A 15961-nucleotide genomic window follows, 5' to 3' on the forward strand; every position below is an offset into this window, starting at 1 on the left:
TCCAATAGGGCATGAGACCTTTCACGATCGATACTGACTATGCCCGCCACCTCGCCCGCGACCTGCACGCCCAGTCCCAAGGGGAGAATCCGCCCCATCCAATTTTGCCTGAAGATTCCGCATTCACAGCTTTCAATGAGGCCGTGCATGCCGCGCTCGATAATGTGGGCGCGCGCATGAGCGTGCTGCGCAACGATATGGGGCAGGTTGCCCACTCCGGTTTCCAGATGTCGCGCGAGGCAGAAGACACCGATGCCTCGCTAGGCCAGCACCTTGGGGCGGCGATGTAGATGCTCGATACCGCGCTCAAGCAGATTGCCACCATGCAACCGGCACAACTTCCGGAGGTTGAGCTTCCTCGCGTGCCGGATCTCTCCGCCGCCGAGCCTTTGGCCGCCATCGCCCACGGCAATCCCGCTCCCCTACTCGAATCGGCGAAAAATATCGATCTCGATAATGCAACCATCTCTGCCGCGCTCAGCCAGGCCCGCACCTTGGTAGCAGGCACCATCCGGGATCTAGTGGGCATCGCCACGCAGCTGGTGCGCCAGGCCCTGCCCACCGCGCTGGGTTTCCTGTCGCTGGATCCGTCGGCGCGTGCCGCCGCTCTGGCTCAGCTTCGCGCGCTTATCTCCCAGCACCTGGGCATGGCCACTGCCCGCGTGCAGCGCCTGATGGGCGATCTCAGCGCGGCCGCTCAGTCCCTGCAGCCGGTAGCGCAGCGGCCGGTGCACTCCGCGCTTGCCGACGCCCCCTTAAGCCCCACCGGTGCCCAGCACTCCGCCGCTCTTCCAGCACAATCTGCGGCGGGCGATGAGGCCGGCGCCGATGCTGCCCCACACGACGCGGCTTCTTCCCCGCCCGCACCTGAGCCCTCTGCCGAGGGTGGTTCGGCCGCCGGGCGGGCCGCGGTCGCCGCAGCGAAGAGCCAAGTGGGCCAGCCCTACGTGTGGGGTGGCACCGGAAACGGCGGCTTCGATTGCTCGGGCCTTACCCAATGGGCTTATTCGCAGGCCGGGGTGGACTTGCCTCGCACAGCAGACCAACAGACCATTGGTCAGCAGGTCAGTGCGGATCAATTGCAACCCGGTGACCTGGTGGTATGGGACGGGCACGTGGCAATGTATTCCGGCAATGGCGAAATCGTGGAGGCCGGTGATCCGGTGCAAACCAACCCGCTGCGCACCACAAATATGGGCATGCAATTCAAAGGATTTTGGCGCCCCACGGCCTAAGGCCGGTGCGCTCTCGCGCGCTGCTTAGGGCGTTGGGTAGACTAAAACGCCATGAGCACCCGCGCAATTGTACCTGTAAAGCTCTCGCTGACCGAGGGCGATTTTTATACCCTCTGGGCACCCAAGTGGCGCCAACATGGCTCCGAGTGGCAGGCCTTTTTGGGCGATGACGAGGCCGTCCTAGCCTTTAACTCACCCGCCGAGCTGCTGTGCTTCGTGGAGTCTGGCACCAAGCACGATTTGCTGGACCACCCGCAGTGGGACCAGTTTGCCGGCCGCGATGCAGACCGCGTTACCCCGGCTGAGCGGAATGAATATGATCTCATCGGCATGCCGGAAGCGCTGGCTGGTCGCCCGAGCCACCAGAACGTATCCACGGTGGCCCGCAACCTGGAGATAGCCTCCGCGCTTGCCGACGTCGCCGGTGCAGAGCACACCACCATCTTCTTCGCCTCCCACTCCATCCTGCGCAATGTCTCCCGCGGCGCCGACCACTACTCCGGCGAACAAGGCATGAGCGAGTGGTCCGGCGTGGGCCACGTCATCGCCGGCAACTGGAAGAAAGTCATCGAAGACCTGGATGAGCACGTCCGCGTGGTCTCCAGCGATGACTTTGATGCGGCCAAGGTTTCCGATGCCAAGGAGCGCATCTCTTCTGCTGCTGCCGCCTCCGCTGCAGCGGCCAAGGAAGCCGAAGAAAAGCGCAAGGCCGCCGCCGAGGCCGCTGACCCGTACGATAACTCCCCGTGGGCCGCCGCCGGCATCGATCCCATCAAGATCACCGCGCAGTCCAAGTCCGTCTACACCCTGCGCACCTACCTGGACGGCAAGCCCATCTTCTTGGGCAAGTGGGGCGAGATCTTCACCTTCGATTCCCCGAAGACCCTGGTGCGCTGGATCATGGACAACGATGACCACGACCTGGCACGCGTATCCACCTGGGAAGAGGTTGTCGCCGCTGCTAATGCCGGCGAGCTAGAAGTTCAGGTCCACCCGGATAACCAGTATTCCTTCAACGGCATCGTGCGCGATATCGAAAAGGGCCCGGAGGCCGTCGATTCCGATCAGATGGCGCGCTGCTACGAGGTATGCGCCGATGCCGCCGACTGGGCCGGCGACGATTCCATTAACTCCTATATGCTGGCTCACCCGCGCCTGCAGGACTACTTGGGCTACATGCTCGGCTCCACCGAGCACGCCGGCTACGTACCGTCCAAGCCATATAACGAGCACGCTGAGTCTTGGAAGGGCTTGGAGGATATGCTCATCAAGCGCTTCTCTAAGTTCTAAACCCACACGGTTCGCACGGCCCCGGCCGCGCGTAGCACATCAGCCGCCCCGCCTTTGTCCCACTGCACAGCAGCTGGACGGTGAGGGGGCGGCTTTTGTGTCTAGTCGCTGCGTGCTTCTTGCTCTTGGCGTCGGGTCCGGTCGCGCATGTATTTATCGAAAATCAGCCACGCTATCCCCAAACTGAGTCCAATAATGGAGCGGCCTAGAGTCCCTATTCCAAAGACTCCGCCCAGAATCAGACCGAGAACAATAAGGCTGGTGAAAAATACGACCCACGACACGTGCGTGTTGTATTTCATCGCTCGTCCTCCCTCAGTACGTGACTTTAGAGGTGACGGCGGAGGTGGTCAATGAGGGCGCCGATAAGCTCACGCGATTGTGGAGCCTTGGGTTTAATCTGGTCAAACCCGTGGTAGGCGCCGGCCCACACGTCGAGGGTCGTATCCACGCCGGCCGCATCGAGGGCTTGGGCAAAGGCCACGGATTCATCGCAGAAGAGGTCGATGCCACCCACCCCGATCCACGTCGGCGGCAAGCCGGAAAGATCACTGCGCGTGGCTGGCGAAGCATAAGGCGGCAGGTCAACATCCAAGTGGTCATCTCCCAGGTACATGGACCACGCGCCGCGGTTCGGGCCCGCCGTCCAGATGAATTGGCCCACCGCACCGGACTTATCCGTGGTGCGGTGATCCAGCATGGGATAGACCAAGCCGAGCGCGCGGACCGGATGGCCCTCATCAAAGGCACGCTGCACCAGACCCGCGGCGAGGCCGCCGCCGGCGCTATCGCCAGCGACCGCGATGCGCGAGGTATCCCCGCCCAGCTTATCGCCGTGTTCTTGCACCCAACGCAGCGCGGCGTAGCACTCATCATGGTCCGCGGGGAACGGCTCCTGGGTGGATTTGTGGTAGCGCGGGGCCACCACGATGGCACCGAGCTCGGACGCCATGCGGGCATTCTGCGGGTCATACATGGCCGGGCCGCCGATGAGATGGCCGCCGCCGTGCGTCCACACCACCACGGGGCGCGGCCCAGCGGTGGCTGTGCCCTGGGAATCGCCGCGTGGGGTAAGCACGCGGGCGCTAAAGGCGTGGCCATCGAAGGAAGCGGAGAACTCCGTAATATCCACCGCGTGCCGCACCGGACGGGAGAAATCGATGCTGGCAAAGAAGCGGCTGGCGCGGGCAAAGGTGGCGTCGGCAAGCAAATGCATCGGCAGGTACAGAACCGGGCTGCGCAGGCCCGGTGCCACCTCACGCAGGTACGGCCGGCGGCTGAGCGCATACGCCGCCATGCCCGCGGCCCCGGCCACTCCTGTCAGGGCAGTCCCGGCCTTGAGGATTCGCGGGATGCGCATTTAGAAATCGCGCAGAATGCGCTGTGCCAGCGGCTCAGAGGAAGCCGGGTTCTGGCCGGTGTACAGGTTGCGATCCACGATGACGTTCGGGGACATCGGATCGGTCTCCTGGTAATCCGCGCCGAGCTCGCGCAGGCGGGTCTCCAATGCCCACTTAGCGGCGGCGACCATCTCCTCGCCTTCCTCGGCATTGCTAAAGGCGGTCATCTTGTAGCCTTTGAACGGCCAATTTTCGTTATCCAATGCCAATAGCGCGGCTGGGGCGTGGCAAACGAGGCCGAGCGCGCGGCCGGAATCCATACGCGCCTGAATCAACTTGGCAGAATCCTGATCGTAGGCAAGATCCTCCATCGGCCCGTGGCCGCCTGGGTAGAAAATGAGGTCATAGTCTTCCTCATTGACATCGGCCAGGTTCAGCGGGTTCTCTAGCGCCACGCCCAACTCCGCCAAGTAATTCTCCTGCGCCATGCGCACGTTATCGGGCAGTACCTCTAGGCTGTACTCATCTACGACGGGAGCCTTCGCGCCTGGGGTCGCGAAGTGGATATCCCAGCCTGCGCCCTGGAAGACGCGGTGCGGGGCAATAAGCTCCTCGGCCCAATAGCCGGTTGGGCGCTTGGTGCCATCGGCCAGTGTCCATTCCTCAGCAGCGGTAACAACAAAAAGTACGGAAGGCATGTAATTCTCCTTTAATCGTTTCTATTCTTCAGCGGCGTCTGCAGCATCTGCGAGGGACCCTTCCGTGTCCGGGCCAGCAAGCTCCGGATCAGATAGTTCCTCGTATGCTGGCAAGATAACCGTTTCTAGCAGATGCTGCCGTAATTCCTGGTCAGCGAAGGAATTCTCCACCGCTTTGACGGTAAGATCGAAAAATTCCTCCAGCCCGTAGCCAAAAGTCTCACTCAGCGCAAGGAACTGCTTGGTCAAGGTAGTCGCGCCCGAGGAAATGGTGCAGGTAAAACCCAGCTGTTGCAGCAGTGGCAGTGGGTGGTCGGTCAGCTCCTCGGCCTCCTCTAGTGGGGTAAAGACCAGGGGAATATGACGGTCGCGGATGTAGCCAGAGGCCTTACCCGGCACGATGCCTTCAATATTCGCAGTGAAGTCATCGATCATATTCACCGGGTGGATAAGGCGGTTCACGCCGGCCTGGGCGGCACGCTCTACTTCTGCGAAGTCCTCGCCCACGTGAATCTGGGTGGGCAGGTATGCGGCGCGGAAGTCCGCGGCCGCGCCCGCTTGGTCCTGAGGCAGGTTGTAGCCCACCACGGGGGCGTCGTCAGGCACTACTGCCTCAGGGGCCGTGCCGGCGAGGACGAGGCGGGAGTCGAGGGAAGGAATGCGGGCTGCACCAGCGGCTTCGACAACCGCGGCAGCGTCTAGGCCGATCTCTGCTGGATCCAGGTGCAGTTCCGCATAGACCACACCATCGGCGGCCAAGGCTTCGTAGCGCTCGCGGATGGTCGCGGTAAGTTCCTCCGGCGTGGCGGCCGTGGAGGAAATAGTCTCAAAGAGGGAGACCTTAGGAAGCTTGGCCACCACGTCGGCGGCGGAGTCCTTGTTTTCAGGGCTAATCAAAGGCGCGTCATGCATGCGTCCCATCGTAGGCACGGGCCTAAGATGTGTCATGTCATGAAAAGAATTATCGCTAGTTCTCTCGTTGCCGTCCTGCTCAGCGGCGCACCGCTCGCGCTGGCGGAAGAGCCGGAAACTCCGACCACCACGCGTACCGCCGCCCCGGATACCGATAAGTGCCCGCACGCCGAGCGCCCGGAAAAGGCCACCACCACCTCAGAGCGCCTCGCTCCTGGGCAGGCCTCCCCCACCCCGTTGCCGCCGGTGGATAGCGATGAGGCCTGCGGCACCACCCTGCCCGAAGGGTTCAAGGTGGATAAGGATGTGGTGGCTGCGGCGTGGATGGTCTCCGATATCGATACCGGCGAAATCATCGCGATGAAGGACCCTAACGGCCGCTACCGGCCGGCCTCCATCATCAAGGCGCTGCTGGCGCTGGTGGTCATCGACGAACTGGATCTGCACCAGAAGGTCGAGGTGGGCGAAGAATCGGCACAGATTGATGGCTCAGCGGTAGGCATCGGCCCGGGCGGCACGTACACGGTGGAACAGCTTTTGCAGGGCTTGCTCATGGCCTCTGGCAACGATGCCGCGCACGCCCTGGCCCAGGAACTGGGCGGGGACGAGGCCACGCTGCGCAAGGTCAATGACAAGGCGGCCGAGATCGGCACGAATTCCACTTATGCGGCCAGCTACTCCGGGCTCGATGCCCCGGGCATGTCTACCTCGGCAGAGGACATTTCCCGCATTTACCGCGCGGCCTTCCATAACCCGACCTTCGCGCGGATTGTGGATACAGAGTCCGTGGAGTTCCCCGGCTGGGGCGACCTTGATGGTTACCAATTAGGCAACGATAACGGGCTCTTCCTCAATGATCCGGATGGTATTGGTGGCAAGACGGGCTTTACCGATGATGCACACCATACCTTCGTCGGCGCGCTTGACCGCCATGGCCGGCGGCTGCAGGCGGTGCTGCTCGATACCACCGTGGAGCACGGCCCGCGCGCGTGGGAGCAGGCTCAGAAACTGCTGCACGAGGCCTATAAGGTGCATCCCGGGGATGGTGTAGGGCATTTGCTTGCCGACGCCCATTCCGACGCCAACTCCCCTGCGTCCCCTGCGGCAACGCCGGCGCCCGATGCCCAGGCGCAATCCGCGAACTCTTCCTTGGACGGGGTGCAGGGCTGGCTCGGCTGGGTTATCGCCGGCGCCGTAGTGTTGCTGGCTATGTGCGTGGGTGCTTTTTCACTACTTCGGCGTTAGCCCACTCATCGTGGGTGCCGCGGCGGTTATTCTTCTCCGAAATGGTGAAGGTATGCACGCCGGCGCCCACCCAGCTGGCGAACGTACCGGGGCCCGGCACGATATTGACTAGGCGCCACCACTGACGCTTAGCGGACTGGGTGAGGGTGAGCCGCTCTTTGGTGTCGACATCGCGCACCGTGTAGCCCATCAGCAGCTTAGCCGGGCTGGCGCCGAGCCAACACTCAGTGCCCAAGGTGTAGAGCAGCAAGATGATAGCGCCGCCAATGAACGTCGAAAGCTCATCCACGCCGCCGGACAGCAGCGCGCCGCCGAAGCTGCCGCTAATGAGCGAAAAGAAGATGAGGTCCAAAATGGCCATGCCGATGCGCGCATCTTGACCGGCACGCTGGCTAATTTCAGGCGCTGGGTGCTGTACCAGCGGTGCGGGGACGGCAGCGTTCGCCGTTGCCGGCGGGAATGGATTGTGCTGCGGGGCAAAGGGATTGCGCGAATATGGCGACCCATAGGGGCTCGCGGTCTGCGCAAATCGCGGTTCCTGCTGAGCGTGACGCCCCGGCCCGGCCGCCTGACCGGGCTGGAATGACTGAGCTTGCTGCTGGGCTTGCTGTGGCCGCGGGTTCCACTGCCCTACCGCACCCAGCTGTCCTAGGTCTCCCCAGGTGGGGCGCACTCCCGCCGCGCACGCCTTATCGTATTCGGACCGCTTTGCAGCAGAGCCTAAGACGCTGGCAGCGATGCGCAGCTGCGCGCGCCGCGGATCTTCAATGTCTTGGCCTTGCTGCTGCAGCAGCACATCCTTGGACTCCAACAAGACTAAAAGCTCGTGCTCGCCATCGCGGCGATCTAGTCCCCATTCCTCATAAAGATTCGGTGCGATGTCATTGGCATTCATAATGCTCTATCTTAAAGCTCACCGGCAGCGGCGACCTCACCCCTAAGGAGGAGATTTTACTTACGGCGCAACAGGCTCCATGCGCCCACGGCCGCGGCGCCTACAGCGGCGCCAACGCCGAAGGTCGCACCTGCAGGCGCGCCTTCCTTGACCTCGTTGCGGACGCGAATAACGGCCGGCTCTGGGACCGGCGGTTGAGCGTACTTCAGGGACTCGGCGGTGGTGGCGGTCCACGCGGAGATATACAGCACCACGCGCCAAATCAGATACATGACCACCATGAGCACGATGACCGGGCCGAAGACCGCGCCAGCCGGGCTGCCGGTAGCAGAGGACATGATGACCGTAGACAGCTGCTTAAGCAGCTCGAAAGCGACGGCACCGATGGCTGCGCCGATAAGGCCGGACTTCTTCGGCACCTTGGTGCGCGGCAGGATCATAATCAGCCACCACATAACGATGAAGTTCGCCACGAGGCCCACAGCCAAGCCGACAAAGAAAATCACCAAGTCCATGCCCGAGAAGGACTCGATTCCTACGCGCTCAAAGATCTTCTGGGTAAGGCCGGAGGACCCGGCAGCGGTCACGCCAAAGGCGATGAGGAACGCCACGATAAGGCCAATGAGGCCCACCAGGTCAGACAACTTCTTCTTCAAGAAGGAACCGCCCTCGTTGGCATCGATACCCCACATCGCCGAGATACCGATGCGCAGGTTATTCATCCATCCCAGGCCGGACCACAGGGTGGTCAAACCACCGATACCGAACATGGCGCCGCGTTGGTCAATGGCGGTATCGAGGATTTTGTTAACCGTATCGCCCATATCGCCATCGATAGAACTGGTGATATGGGATTGCAGATCATTGAGCAGGTCCTCGCGGTTAGCCAAGACGGCGGCGACGGTGGCCACGATCAGCATGGCAAGCGGGAAGATGGAGAGCACCGAATAATAGGTGATGCCGGCGGCAAACTGGTTGCCGCCTTCGGCACCGTAGCGCTCGTTCATGCGCATGAGGTGGTCAACGAATCCGGACTTGGAGCGAATCTTATCTACCGCACCGGGATCGTCGGCATTGGCGCGTTCGATGCCGTAGTGGTCCGTCTTCTTCGAGGAGGATTGCGTGGTGGTAGGCACGTGCTTCCCTTCTTGCTCGCACAGTTTTTATCTCACCTAGAGTAACTGGCAGATGCCCACTTGTCCCTTTGTGGGGTGGGGTGCGGGGGAAGCGGCTGCTTGCTACTTGCGCAGGCGGGGAAGGAAGCCGACCTTTTCATAGACGGCGTCGACAAGCGGCTGGGCAATCTCTTGTGCCGTCTCCGCGCCCTGCGCCAGGATGCGCTCGAGCTCGCCGCGGTCCGCCATCAACTCGTCATAGCGCGCCTTGAGCGGAGTGGTAAATTCCTGCAGCGCGTCGGCGGTATCGACTTTGAGGTGGCCGTAGCCCTGGCCGGCGTACTTTTCCACCAAGGAATCGATGGATTCACCGGTGAGCGCAGACTGGATGACCAGCAGGTTGGACACACCCGGCTGGTTATCGCGGTCGAAGGCCACCGAGCCCAAATCATCCGTCACGGCGGACTTGATGCGCTTAGCCGAGGTCTTCGGTGCATCAAGCAGGTTGACCAGGCCCTTCGGGTTGGCGCCGGACTTAGACATCTTGGAGGTCGGCTCCTGCAGGTCATAAATCTTTGCCGCACCTTCCGGGATGAACGGCTCCGGTACCTTGAAGGTCTCGCCGTACTTATTGTTGAAGCGCTCGGCCAGATTACGGGTCAGCTCCAGGTGCTGGCGCTGGTCCTCGCCCACCGGCACATAATCCGGCGAGTAGAGCAAGATATCGGAGGCCATGAGGATGGGGTAGGTAAATAGACCCACCGAGGTGCGATCCGAGCCCTGCTTGGCGGACTTATCCTTGAACTGGGTCATGCGGGAGGCCTCGCCAAAACCGGTGAGGCACTGCAGTACCCAGGTCAGCTCCGCGTGGGCGGGCACGTGCGACTGCACGAAGAGCGTGGACTTTTCCGGATCAATGCCCAAGGCAATGAGCTGAGCGGCACCCGCAATGGTGCGGTTGCGCAGCTCCTCCGGATTTTGCTCCACGGTAATCGCGTGCAGGTCCGGGATGAAGTAGAAGGCGTCATAGCCGTCCTGCAGGTCAATCCACTGCTTGAGCGCTCCTAGGTAATTACCCAGGTGATAGGAATCAGCGGTGGGTTGGATACCGGACAGGACGCGGGAAACGGTGGAATTGTCTGCAGTCATGGTGCCTTATCCTACCCCCTAGCCTCGCCGCGCGGTTCACATCCTTCCCCGGCGCCGCCTGAGCGAGGGATCGAAAAATCCCCTACCCGTAGGGCAGGGGAAGCGGCGCAAGAACTTAAATCTTGCGGGAGGTGGGGCTAACAACATCCATAAAGATGGCAAAGCCCGCAACCATCAGCGCGCCGCCCACGCCCATCAGCACGATGGGGCCGAGGAAAGCGAAGGACGGACCAACAACGGTCCACCACCAGATGCTCAGGCCGAGGATTACAGCGCCGAGGACGAAAGAAATAATTGCGCGAGCCATGAACTTTCTCCGTTGCAGATTACTGAATTTTTTGACTTACCTATACTAGCACTACTGCTTGTGTTTGGGTGCCTTGCGCTTGCCGACGTCCCCCTTATTAAAGCTCCACTGCTGCTCCACGTTTACTCCCCGTGCCCCTGGCGAGTGCCGGCCGCTCGGCCGCGTAATCGACTGCTGCTTCGGCCGGCGCGCGATGCGGTTGCTCGACATATCGCTGTAGTCCGTTCCTTCAGCCGCCGTAGAAAACGCTCGAGACTTTTTCCTAAACGTCCGGCTCAAGGGGCGGCTTAGCGGCCGAGTCAGCGGGCGCGTGATCGGGCTGGCATAGCGTGTGGCCGCGCCCGCCTTGCGCTTGGCCTTGCGGGCGCCATCGCGCACAATGCGCGCGGACAAACGCAGGCGCGGGTCCATCTGCTGCTCGGCATCGCGATATTCAAAGACGGGCAGGCCTTTCTTGAAGTAGATCGCGGCCAAGCGGGCAAAAAAGCACACGGAGGCGGTGATAATCGCGGTCGGTTCCTCGGCCAGGCCACTGTGGTACAGCGCCATAAATAGCGCCGCGGCGAGCACCGAGATAGCGGCGTAAAACTCGCCGGAAAAGACCAACGGGATGCGGTCTGAAAGCAGGTCACGCAGCACGCCGCCAAAGACGCCGGAAATCACCGCGGAGACCGAGGCAATGATGAACCCGTGCCCCAAGTGGACCGCGATTTGGGTGCCGAGCACCGAAAAGACCGCAAGCCCCAAGGCATCCAAGATGAGGAAGAGGTGGCGGAAGTAGTGCATGAGGAAGGACATGCCCACCGTCACCACGGCCGCCACGATGACGATCACCAAATAGATGGGGTGCTCAACCCAGGTAAAGGGAGGATCATCGAGGATCATATCGCGCACCGTGCCGCCGCCCAGCGCCGTCATGGAGGCAATCATGGTGACGCCAAAAAGGTCGAGCTTTTGGCGGCCGGCGGACAATGCGGCGGTCATGGACTCAGCCGTAATACCAACTACATACAGGACGCTAAATAGCGGCGTCATCAGCGGTACTCCACCAGCAGTGGGGAATGGTCGGACCAGCGCTGCTCCACGGTAGGAGCCTTATCCACCCAGGTGCGCTGCGCGCGCTCCAGCATCGGGCGGGTGGCCGCCTGGTAATCGATGCGCCACCCGGCATTGTTATTAAACGCCTGGCCGCGGTAGGTCCACCAGGTATAAGGACCATCTTCTTCCGGGTGCAGGCGGCGGGCGACGTCGAACCACTGCGGTTCTGCCGCTGGGGCCCACGGCTCGCCGCCGGCGTATTCGACCACACCCTGCCACTGCCCGAGGTTCTTCTTCTCCTGCGGCTTGTCATCCGGGAAGGCGCCAAAGACATGGTCCATGAAGGCGCGCTCCTCCGGCAGGTGGCCGGCCTTCTTTTCGTTGGCCTTATTATTCTTCAGGTCCTGGGCGCGGTGGCAGATATTCCAGTCGCCGCCGATGACCATGTCGGCCGGGCTGCCATCAGAATTCGTGTGCGCCGCATTCTCCGCCAGCACCTCTTGGAACTCGTCCAAGAAGCGGTACTTTTCATCCAACTTCGGCGAACCGGTATCGCCGGAAGGCAGGTACAGGGAGGCGACGCGAATATCGCGGGTGGTAGCGGCGATCCATCGGCCGGCGTCGGTAAAGGAGCCGAAGCCCACTTCGACGTCGGCAAGCGGGGTGCGGGACAAGATGCCGACGCCGGCGCGGCCCTTTGCGGCGGCGTCGGCAAGAGCTAAGTGCCAGCCCGCCTCGAGGGCTGGGGCCAGGGCCTTTTCGGCTTGCTCCGGGGTTGCGCGCACTTCTTGCATGAGCACGATATCGGCCGGAGTCTCCTCTAGCCAGGCGTTCATACCGGGGTTATTTTCATTGCGCTGCTTGCACGCAGCACGGATTCCATTGACGTTTACGCTCGCGATGGTAAGGGTCATGCCAACAGCATATCGGTATGCCTAGGCGCGGCGAGCAAGGCGCTTTTTATCCCACATCGTCGCAGCCCATACCAGGCACCCCGCCGCCGCCAGGCCGGCACCCGCCAGCGCCGGAGCGGAGTAGCCCAAGCCGGCACCCACCACGGCGCCGCCAATGGTCGCACCGGCCGCGTTTGCGATGTTCAACGCGGACTGGTTAAGGGCTGCGGCCAAAGTCTGGGCGTCGCCGGCCACATGCACCAAGCGCAGCTGCAGCGAAGGCACCAGGGTAGAGCCCATAAACGCCACGCAGCCAAAGCACAAGGTAGCGGGGATGGCATGGCCGGAGAGGAAGTAGAAGGCCGTCAAGATAACGATGAGGCAGGCCAAGGCAAAGATAATGCCAAACTCCAGGTTGCGATCAGCCAGCCAGCCGCCAAAGGCATTGCCGATGGTCATGCCGATGCCATAGGCCATGAGCACCACCCAGATGAGGCTCTGGTCCATGCCGGCGACCTCGGTCATGGTCCACGAAATATAGGTATAGACGGAGAACATGCCGCCAAAGCCGACCACGCCCATGATGACGGTGAACCACACCTGGCTGTTTTTGAACGCACCGAATTCGGTGCGAATATCGGTCTGCTTCATCTCCGTCATGTGCGGCATCAGGAAGAACAACGCAACGGCGGTGACAATACCCAAAGCCACGACCACTAGGTAGGCCGCCTGCCAACCCAGCGCGGAACCGAGGGCTTGGGCGGCCGGGACACCAATCACCGTGGCGATGGCCAGGCCCATGCCCACATAAGCCATGGCCTTGCCGCGGCCGCCTGGGGGCGCCATGGATGCGGCAGAAAGGTTAGCCACGGAGAAATAAGCACCGTGCGGCATGCCCGCGATGAAGCGCGCAATCATGAGGATGGCGTAATTCGGTGCCAAGACCGAGAGGAGGTTACCCACCACGAGGAAGCCGATGAGCAGCAAGATCAGGCGGCGGCGCGGCAGCTTGCCGGTAAAAGCCGCAATCAGCGGGGCACCGACCACCACGCCCATCGCATAAATGGTGATGAGCGTGGAGGCGTTTTCTTCCGAAACGCCAAAATCATCTGCAATGAGCGGCAGCAGCCCCATAGACACAAACTCCGTGGTGCCGATGGCAAACGCGCCCAGGGCCATGGCCACCATGACGATGGCGCGGCGGCGGGCGGTAATCTCCGTTTGCAACGGCAGCGGACGGCGGCGAACGCGGTGTTCGTGTGCGCTGGGCGGGCTTAGCTCATCGATGATTTTCATGGAGAGTGAGGGTACACCCCGTCTGCGCCGGTGGCATGCCCGCAGCGGGGGCTCGTGAATATCTCCACCCCTCCCGCGCATGGGTGACAGCGGCCACGCAACCCTTTTCAAGGGGCGGCACATGGGGGATCACTTTCAGCAAACTGGCCCACATGCCGCCCACAAAATCGGTAATCTGGGCACTTGAACAATTTTCCAACGTTATATAGGAGAATCATGGCAAAGATTACGTGGACCCGTACCGATGAGGCGCCGCTGCTGGCGACCTACTCCCTCAAGCCCATCGTGGAGGCCTTCGCTTCCACCGCTGGCATCGACGTGGAAACCCGCGATATCTCGCTAGCCGCCCGCATCGCCGCGCAGTTCCCGGAGCGCCTCACCGAGGAGCAGAAGGTCGAGGACGCCTTGGCGGAGCTGGGCAAGATGGCTAAGACCCCGGAAGCAAATATCATCAAGCTGCCGAATATTTCCGCTTCCCTGGTGCAGCTGAAGAAGGCCATCGCCGAGCTGCAGGCGGCGGGCTACGATCTGCCTGATTACCCGGATAACCCTTCCACCGAGGAAGAAAAGGACATCGCCGCCCGCTACGACTCCGTCAAGGGCTCCGCTGTTAACCCGGTGCTGCGCGAGGGCAATTCCGACCGCCGCGCACCGGAGGCCGTGAAGAACTTTGTGAAGAAGCACCCGCACCGCATGGGCGAGTGGTCCAAGGACTCCAAGACCAACGTTGCCACCATGGCGGACAACGACTTCCGCCACAATGAGAAGTCCGTCATTCTGGAAAACGAGGACACCCTGTCCATCGTCCTCAAGACCGCCGATGGCGAGCAGACCCTGCTGCCGGAGCTTCCGGTTCTCAAGGGTGAGGTCATCGACGGCACCTTCATGTCCGCCAAGGCCCTGGATGAGTTCCTCCTCGCACAGGTCAAGCGCGCCAAGGAAGAGGGCGTGCTCTTCTCCACCCACCTGAAGGCCACCATGATGAAGGTCTCTGACCCCATCCTCTTCGGCCACGTCGTCCGCGCCTTCTTCGCCGATGTTTATGACAAGTACGGCGAGGAGCTGCTGGCTGCCGGCCTCAACGGCGAGAACGGCCTGGGTGCTATCTACGAGGGCTTGAAGAACCTGGACAAGGGCGAAGAAATCAAGGCTGCTTTCGACGCCGCGCTTTCCGACGGCCCCGACCTCGCCATGGTCAACTCCCACAAGGGCATCACCAACCTGCACGTGCCTTCTGACGTCATTATTGACGCCTCCATGCCTGCCATGATCCGCACCTCTGGCCACATGTGGAATAAGAACGACGAGGAGCAGGACACCCTCGCCGTTATCCCGGATTCCTCCTACGCCGGCGTTTACCAGGCCGTTATCGAGGATTGCAAGGAAAACGGCGCCTTCGACCCGACCACCATGGGTACCGTGCCGAACGTTGGCCTCATGGCGCAGAAGGCCGAGGAGTACGGCTCCCACAACAAGACCTTCAAGATCCCGGCTGCGGGCACCGTTGAGGTTCGCAACTCCCAGGGCGAGGTTCTCATCTCCCACGACGTGGAGGAAGGCGATATCTGGCGCGCCTGCCAGACCAAGGACGCCCCGATCCAGGACTGGGTCAAGCTCGCCGTCAACCGCGCTCGCCTGTCCGGCATGAAGACCATCTTCTGGCTCGACCCAGAGCGCGGCCACGACCGCAACATCAAGTCCTTGGTGGAGAAGTACCTTAAGGACCACGACACCGAGGGCCTGGATATCTCCATCGAGGATCCGGTCACCGCTACCAAGACCTCCATCGAGCGCATCCGCCGCGGCGAGGACACCATCTCCGTGACCGGCAACGTGCTGCGTGACTACAACACGGACCTCTTCCCCATCCTCGAGCTGGGTACCTCCGCCAAGATGCTGTCTGTGGTTCCACTCATGGCAGGCGGCGGCCTCTTCGAGACCGGTGCCGGCGGCTCCGCCCCGAAGCACGTCCAGCAGGTCGAGGAAGAAAACCACCTGCGCTGGGATTCCCTCGGCGAGTTCCTGGCCCTGGCTGAGTCCTTCCGCCACGAGAAGCAGACCAACGGCAACGAGAAGGCCGGCGTCCTGGCCGCCACCCTGGACAAGGCCACTGAGCGCCTGCTCAATGAGGGCAAGTCCCCGTCCCGCAAGGCTGGCGAAATCGACAACCGCGGTTCCCACTTCTTCCTGGCCACCTTCTGGGCCGAGGAGCTGGCTAACCAGACCGATGATGCCGATCTTGCCGCTGCGTTCAAGGACGTGGCTTCCCAGCTGTCCTCCCAGGCAGACGAGATTGCCCAGGCGCTTGTCGACGCCCAGGGCAACCCCGCCGACCTCGGCGGCTACTACTGGCCAAATGACGAGAAGACCTCTGCCGTCATGCGCCCAGTTGCTCAGTTCAACGAGATCATCGACGGCCTGAAGAAGTAATTCTTCCCAGGCAAAAGCCGCCCCGCAGCGTTCGTCGAATCGTGAACTGCCCCCCGAAAGTTGGACTGGTTTAATTCTAGGCGGTTAGGGCTTCAAGGGTCTGATTTCGATATTGCAT

15 protein-coding genes are annotated in these 15961 nt (G+C 62.0%); 5 read left to right on the forward strand and 10 right to left on the reverse strand.

The window, feature by feature from the left end:
* Positions 1-11 precede the first annotated feature (11 nt).
* The 3 genes from QP965_RS07835 to QP965_RS07845 are packed head-to-tail and all read left to right on the forward strand — an operon-like array spanning position 12 to position 2525.
* Entirely contained in the window at positions 12-290 is a 279-nt protein-coding gene (locus QP965_RS07835; RefSeq protein ID WP_284765941.1) for a chemotaxis protein, read from the forward strand.
* On the forward strand, positions 291-1235 hold the full coding sequence (locus QP965_RS07840) for a C40 family peptidase (protein ID WP_284844589.1): 945 nt from the start codon (positions 291-293) through the stop codon (positions 1233-1235).
* A 51-nt stretch (positions 1236-1286) separates the two neighbouring features.
* Complete coding sequence (locus QP965_RS07845) at positions 1287-2525, forward strand: SatS C-terminal domain-containing protein (protein ID WP_284844590.1); 1239 nt, start codon at positions 1287-1289, stop codon at positions 2523-2525.
* Between the two features lie 328 nt (positions 2526-2853).
* Here the strand turns inward: QP965_RS07845 and QP965_RS07850 are convergent, their stop codons facing one another.
* From QP965_RS07850 to QP965_RS07860, 3 genes are read right to left on the reverse strand one after another with little or no spacing between them, the layout of a single operon-like run.
* On the reverse strand, positions 2854-3885 hold the full coding sequence (locus QP965_RS07850; RefSeq protein WP_284844591.1) for an alpha/beta hydrolase: 1032 nt from the start codon (positions 3883-3885) through the stop codon (positions 2854-2856).
* Positions 3886-4563 carry a type 1 glutamine amidotransferase domain-containing protein gene (locus QP965_RS07855; RefSeq protein WP_284815279.1) on the reverse strand — a complete coding sequence of 226 codons (678 nt, stop codon included), beginning with the start codon at positions 4561-4563 and terminating at the stop codon, positions 3886-3888.
* A gap of 21 nt (positions 4564-4584) precedes the next feature.
* Positions 4585-5475, reverse strand: coding sequence for an adenosine deaminase (locus QP965_RS07860; protein WP_284844592.1), 891 nt, complete (start codon positions 5473-5475; stop codon positions 4585-4587).
* Positions 5476-5514: 39 nt separating this feature from the next.
* On the opposite strand from QP965_RS07860, the gene QP965_RS07865 reads away from it, so the two are divergent.
* Positions 5515-6720 carry a D-alanyl-D-alanine carboxypeptidase family protein gene (locus QP965_RS07865; protein ID WP_225745908.1) on the forward strand — a complete coding sequence of 402 codons (1206 nt, stop codon included), beginning with the start codon at positions 5515-5517 and terminating at the stop codon, positions 6718-6720.
* Here the strand turns inward: QP965_RS07865 and QP965_RS07870 are convergent.
* The 7 genes from QP965_RS07870 to QP965_RS07900 form a co-directional block, all read right to left on the reverse strand.
* Positions 6683-7615, reverse strand: a complete 933-nt coding sequence (locus QP965_RS07870; protein WP_225745909.1) for an RDD family protein — start codon at positions 7613-7615, stop codon at positions 6683-6685. The two genes, QP965_RS07865 and QP965_RS07870, sit on opposite strands and share 38 nt — an antisense overlap.
* A gap of 56 nt (positions 7616-7671) precedes the next feature.
* The gene (locus tag QP965_RS07875; RefSeq protein ID WP_284844593.1) at positions 7672-8751 is read right to left on the reverse strand and encodes a YhjD/YihY/BrkB family envelope integrity protein; all 1080 of its coding nucleotides are present in this window, start codon (positions 8749-8751) and stop codon (positions 7672-7674) included.
* Between the two features lie 102 nt (positions 8752-8853).
* Complete coding sequence (gene trpS / locus QP965_RS07880; RefSeq protein WP_005322617.1) at positions 8854-9879, reverse strand: tryptophan--tRNA ligase; 1026 nt, start codon at positions 9877-9879, stop codon at positions 8854-8856.
* 115 nt (positions 9880-9994) lie between these two features.
* A complete protein-coding gene (locus QP965_RS07885) occupies positions 9995-10186 on the reverse strand; it encodes a hypothetical protein (protein WP_049378073.1) in 192 nt (63 codons plus the stop codon).
* Positions 10187-10237: 51 nt separating this feature from the next.
* Entirely contained in the window at positions 10238-11221 is a 984-nt protein-coding gene (locus tag QP965_RS07890; protein ID WP_284844594.1) for a trimeric intracellular cation channel family protein, read from the reverse strand.
* Positions 11221-12138, reverse strand: a complete 918-nt coding sequence (locus tag QP965_RS07895; RefSeq protein WP_239235050.1) for an exodeoxyribonuclease III — start codon at positions 12136-12138, stop codon at positions 11221-11223. The genes QP965_RS07890 and QP965_RS07895 overlap by 1 nt, the downstream gene beginning before the upstream one ends.
* A 21-nt stretch (positions 12139-12159) precedes the next feature.
* Complete coding sequence (locus tag QP965_RS07900; RefSeq protein WP_284844595.1) at positions 12160-13413, reverse strand: MFS transporter; 1254 nt, start codon at positions 13411-13413, stop codon at positions 12160-12162.
* A gap of 216 nt (positions 13414-13629) precedes the next feature.
* Between QP965_RS07900 and QP965_RS07905 the strand changes: the two genes are divergently transcribed.
* The gene (locus QP965_RS07905; RefSeq protein WP_238801184.1) at positions 13630-15843 is read left to right on the forward strand and encodes an NADP-dependent isocitrate dehydrogenase; all 2214 of its coding nucleotides are present in this window, start codon (positions 13630-13632) and stop codon (positions 15841-15843) included.
* Positions 15844-15961 lie beyond the last annotated feature (118 nt).

It is taken from the genome of Corynebacterium sp. MSK074, assembly GCF_030229735.1.
Taxonomy (GTDB): domain Bacteria; phylum Actinomycetota; class Actinomycetes; order Mycobacteriales; family Mycobacteriaceae; genus Corynebacterium.

What these genes read in the sequence shown, in the direction of transcription:
- QP965_RS07840 (WP_284844589.1), top strand. Translation starts at nt 291, where the DNA reads ATGCTCGATACCGCGCTCAAGCAGATTGCCACCATGCAACCGGCACAA.
- QP965_RS07890 (WP_284844594.1), bottom strand. Translation starts at nt 11,221, where the DNA reads ATGACGCCGCTATTTAGCGTCCTGTATGTAGTTGGTATTACGGCTGAG.
- QP965_RS07865 (WP_225745908.1), top strand. Translation starts at nt 5,515, where the DNA reads ATGAAAAGAATTATCGCTAGTTCTCTCGTTGCCGTCCTGCTCAGCGGC.
- QP965_RS07905 (WP_238801184.1), top strand. Translation starts at nt 13,630, where the DNA reads ATGGCAAAGATTACGTGGACCCGTACCGATGAGGCGCCGCTGCTGGCG.
- QP965_RS07855 (WP_284815279.1), bottom strand. Translation starts at nt 4,563, where the DNA reads ATGCCTTCCGTACTTTTTGTTGTTACCGCTGCTGAGGAATGGACACTG.
- QP965_RS07860 (WP_284844592.1), bottom strand. Translation starts at nt 5,475, where the DNA reads ATGCATGACGCGCCTTTGATTAGCCCTGAAAACAAGGACTCCGCCGCC.
- QP965_RS07900 (WP_284844595.1), bottom strand. Translation starts at nt 13,413, where the DNA reads ATGAAAATCATCGATGAGCTAAGCCCGCCCAGCGCACACGAACACCGC.
- QP965_RS07870 (WP_225745909.1), bottom strand. Translation starts at nt 7,615, where the DNA reads ATGAATGCCAATGACATCGCACCGAATCTTTATGAGGAATGGGGACTA.
- trpS (WP_005322617.1), bottom strand. Translation starts at nt 9,879, where the DNA reads ATGACTGCAGACAATTCCACCGTTTCCCGCGTCCTGTCCGGTATCCAA.
- QP965_RS07850 (WP_284844591.1), bottom strand. Translation starts at nt 3,885, where the DNA reads ATGCGCATCCCGCGAATCCTCAAGGCCGGGACTGCCCTGACAGGAGTG.
- QP965_RS07845 (WP_284844590.1), top strand. Translation starts at nt 1,287, where the DNA reads ATGAGCACCCGCGCAATTGTACCTGTAAAGCTCTCGCTGACCGAGGGC.
- QP965_RS07835 (WP_284765941.1), top strand. Translation starts at nt 12, where the DNA reads ATGAGACCTTTCACGATCGATACTGACTATGCCCGCCACCTCGCCCGC.
- QP965_RS07895 (WP_239235050.1), bottom strand. Translation starts at nt 12,138, where the DNA reads ATGACCCTTACCATCGCGAGCGTAAACGTCAATGGAATCCGTGCTGCG.
- QP965_RS07885 (WP_049378073.1), bottom strand. Translation starts at nt 10,186, where the DNA reads ATGGCTCGCGCAATTATTTCTTTCGTCCTCGGCGCTGTAATCCTCGGC.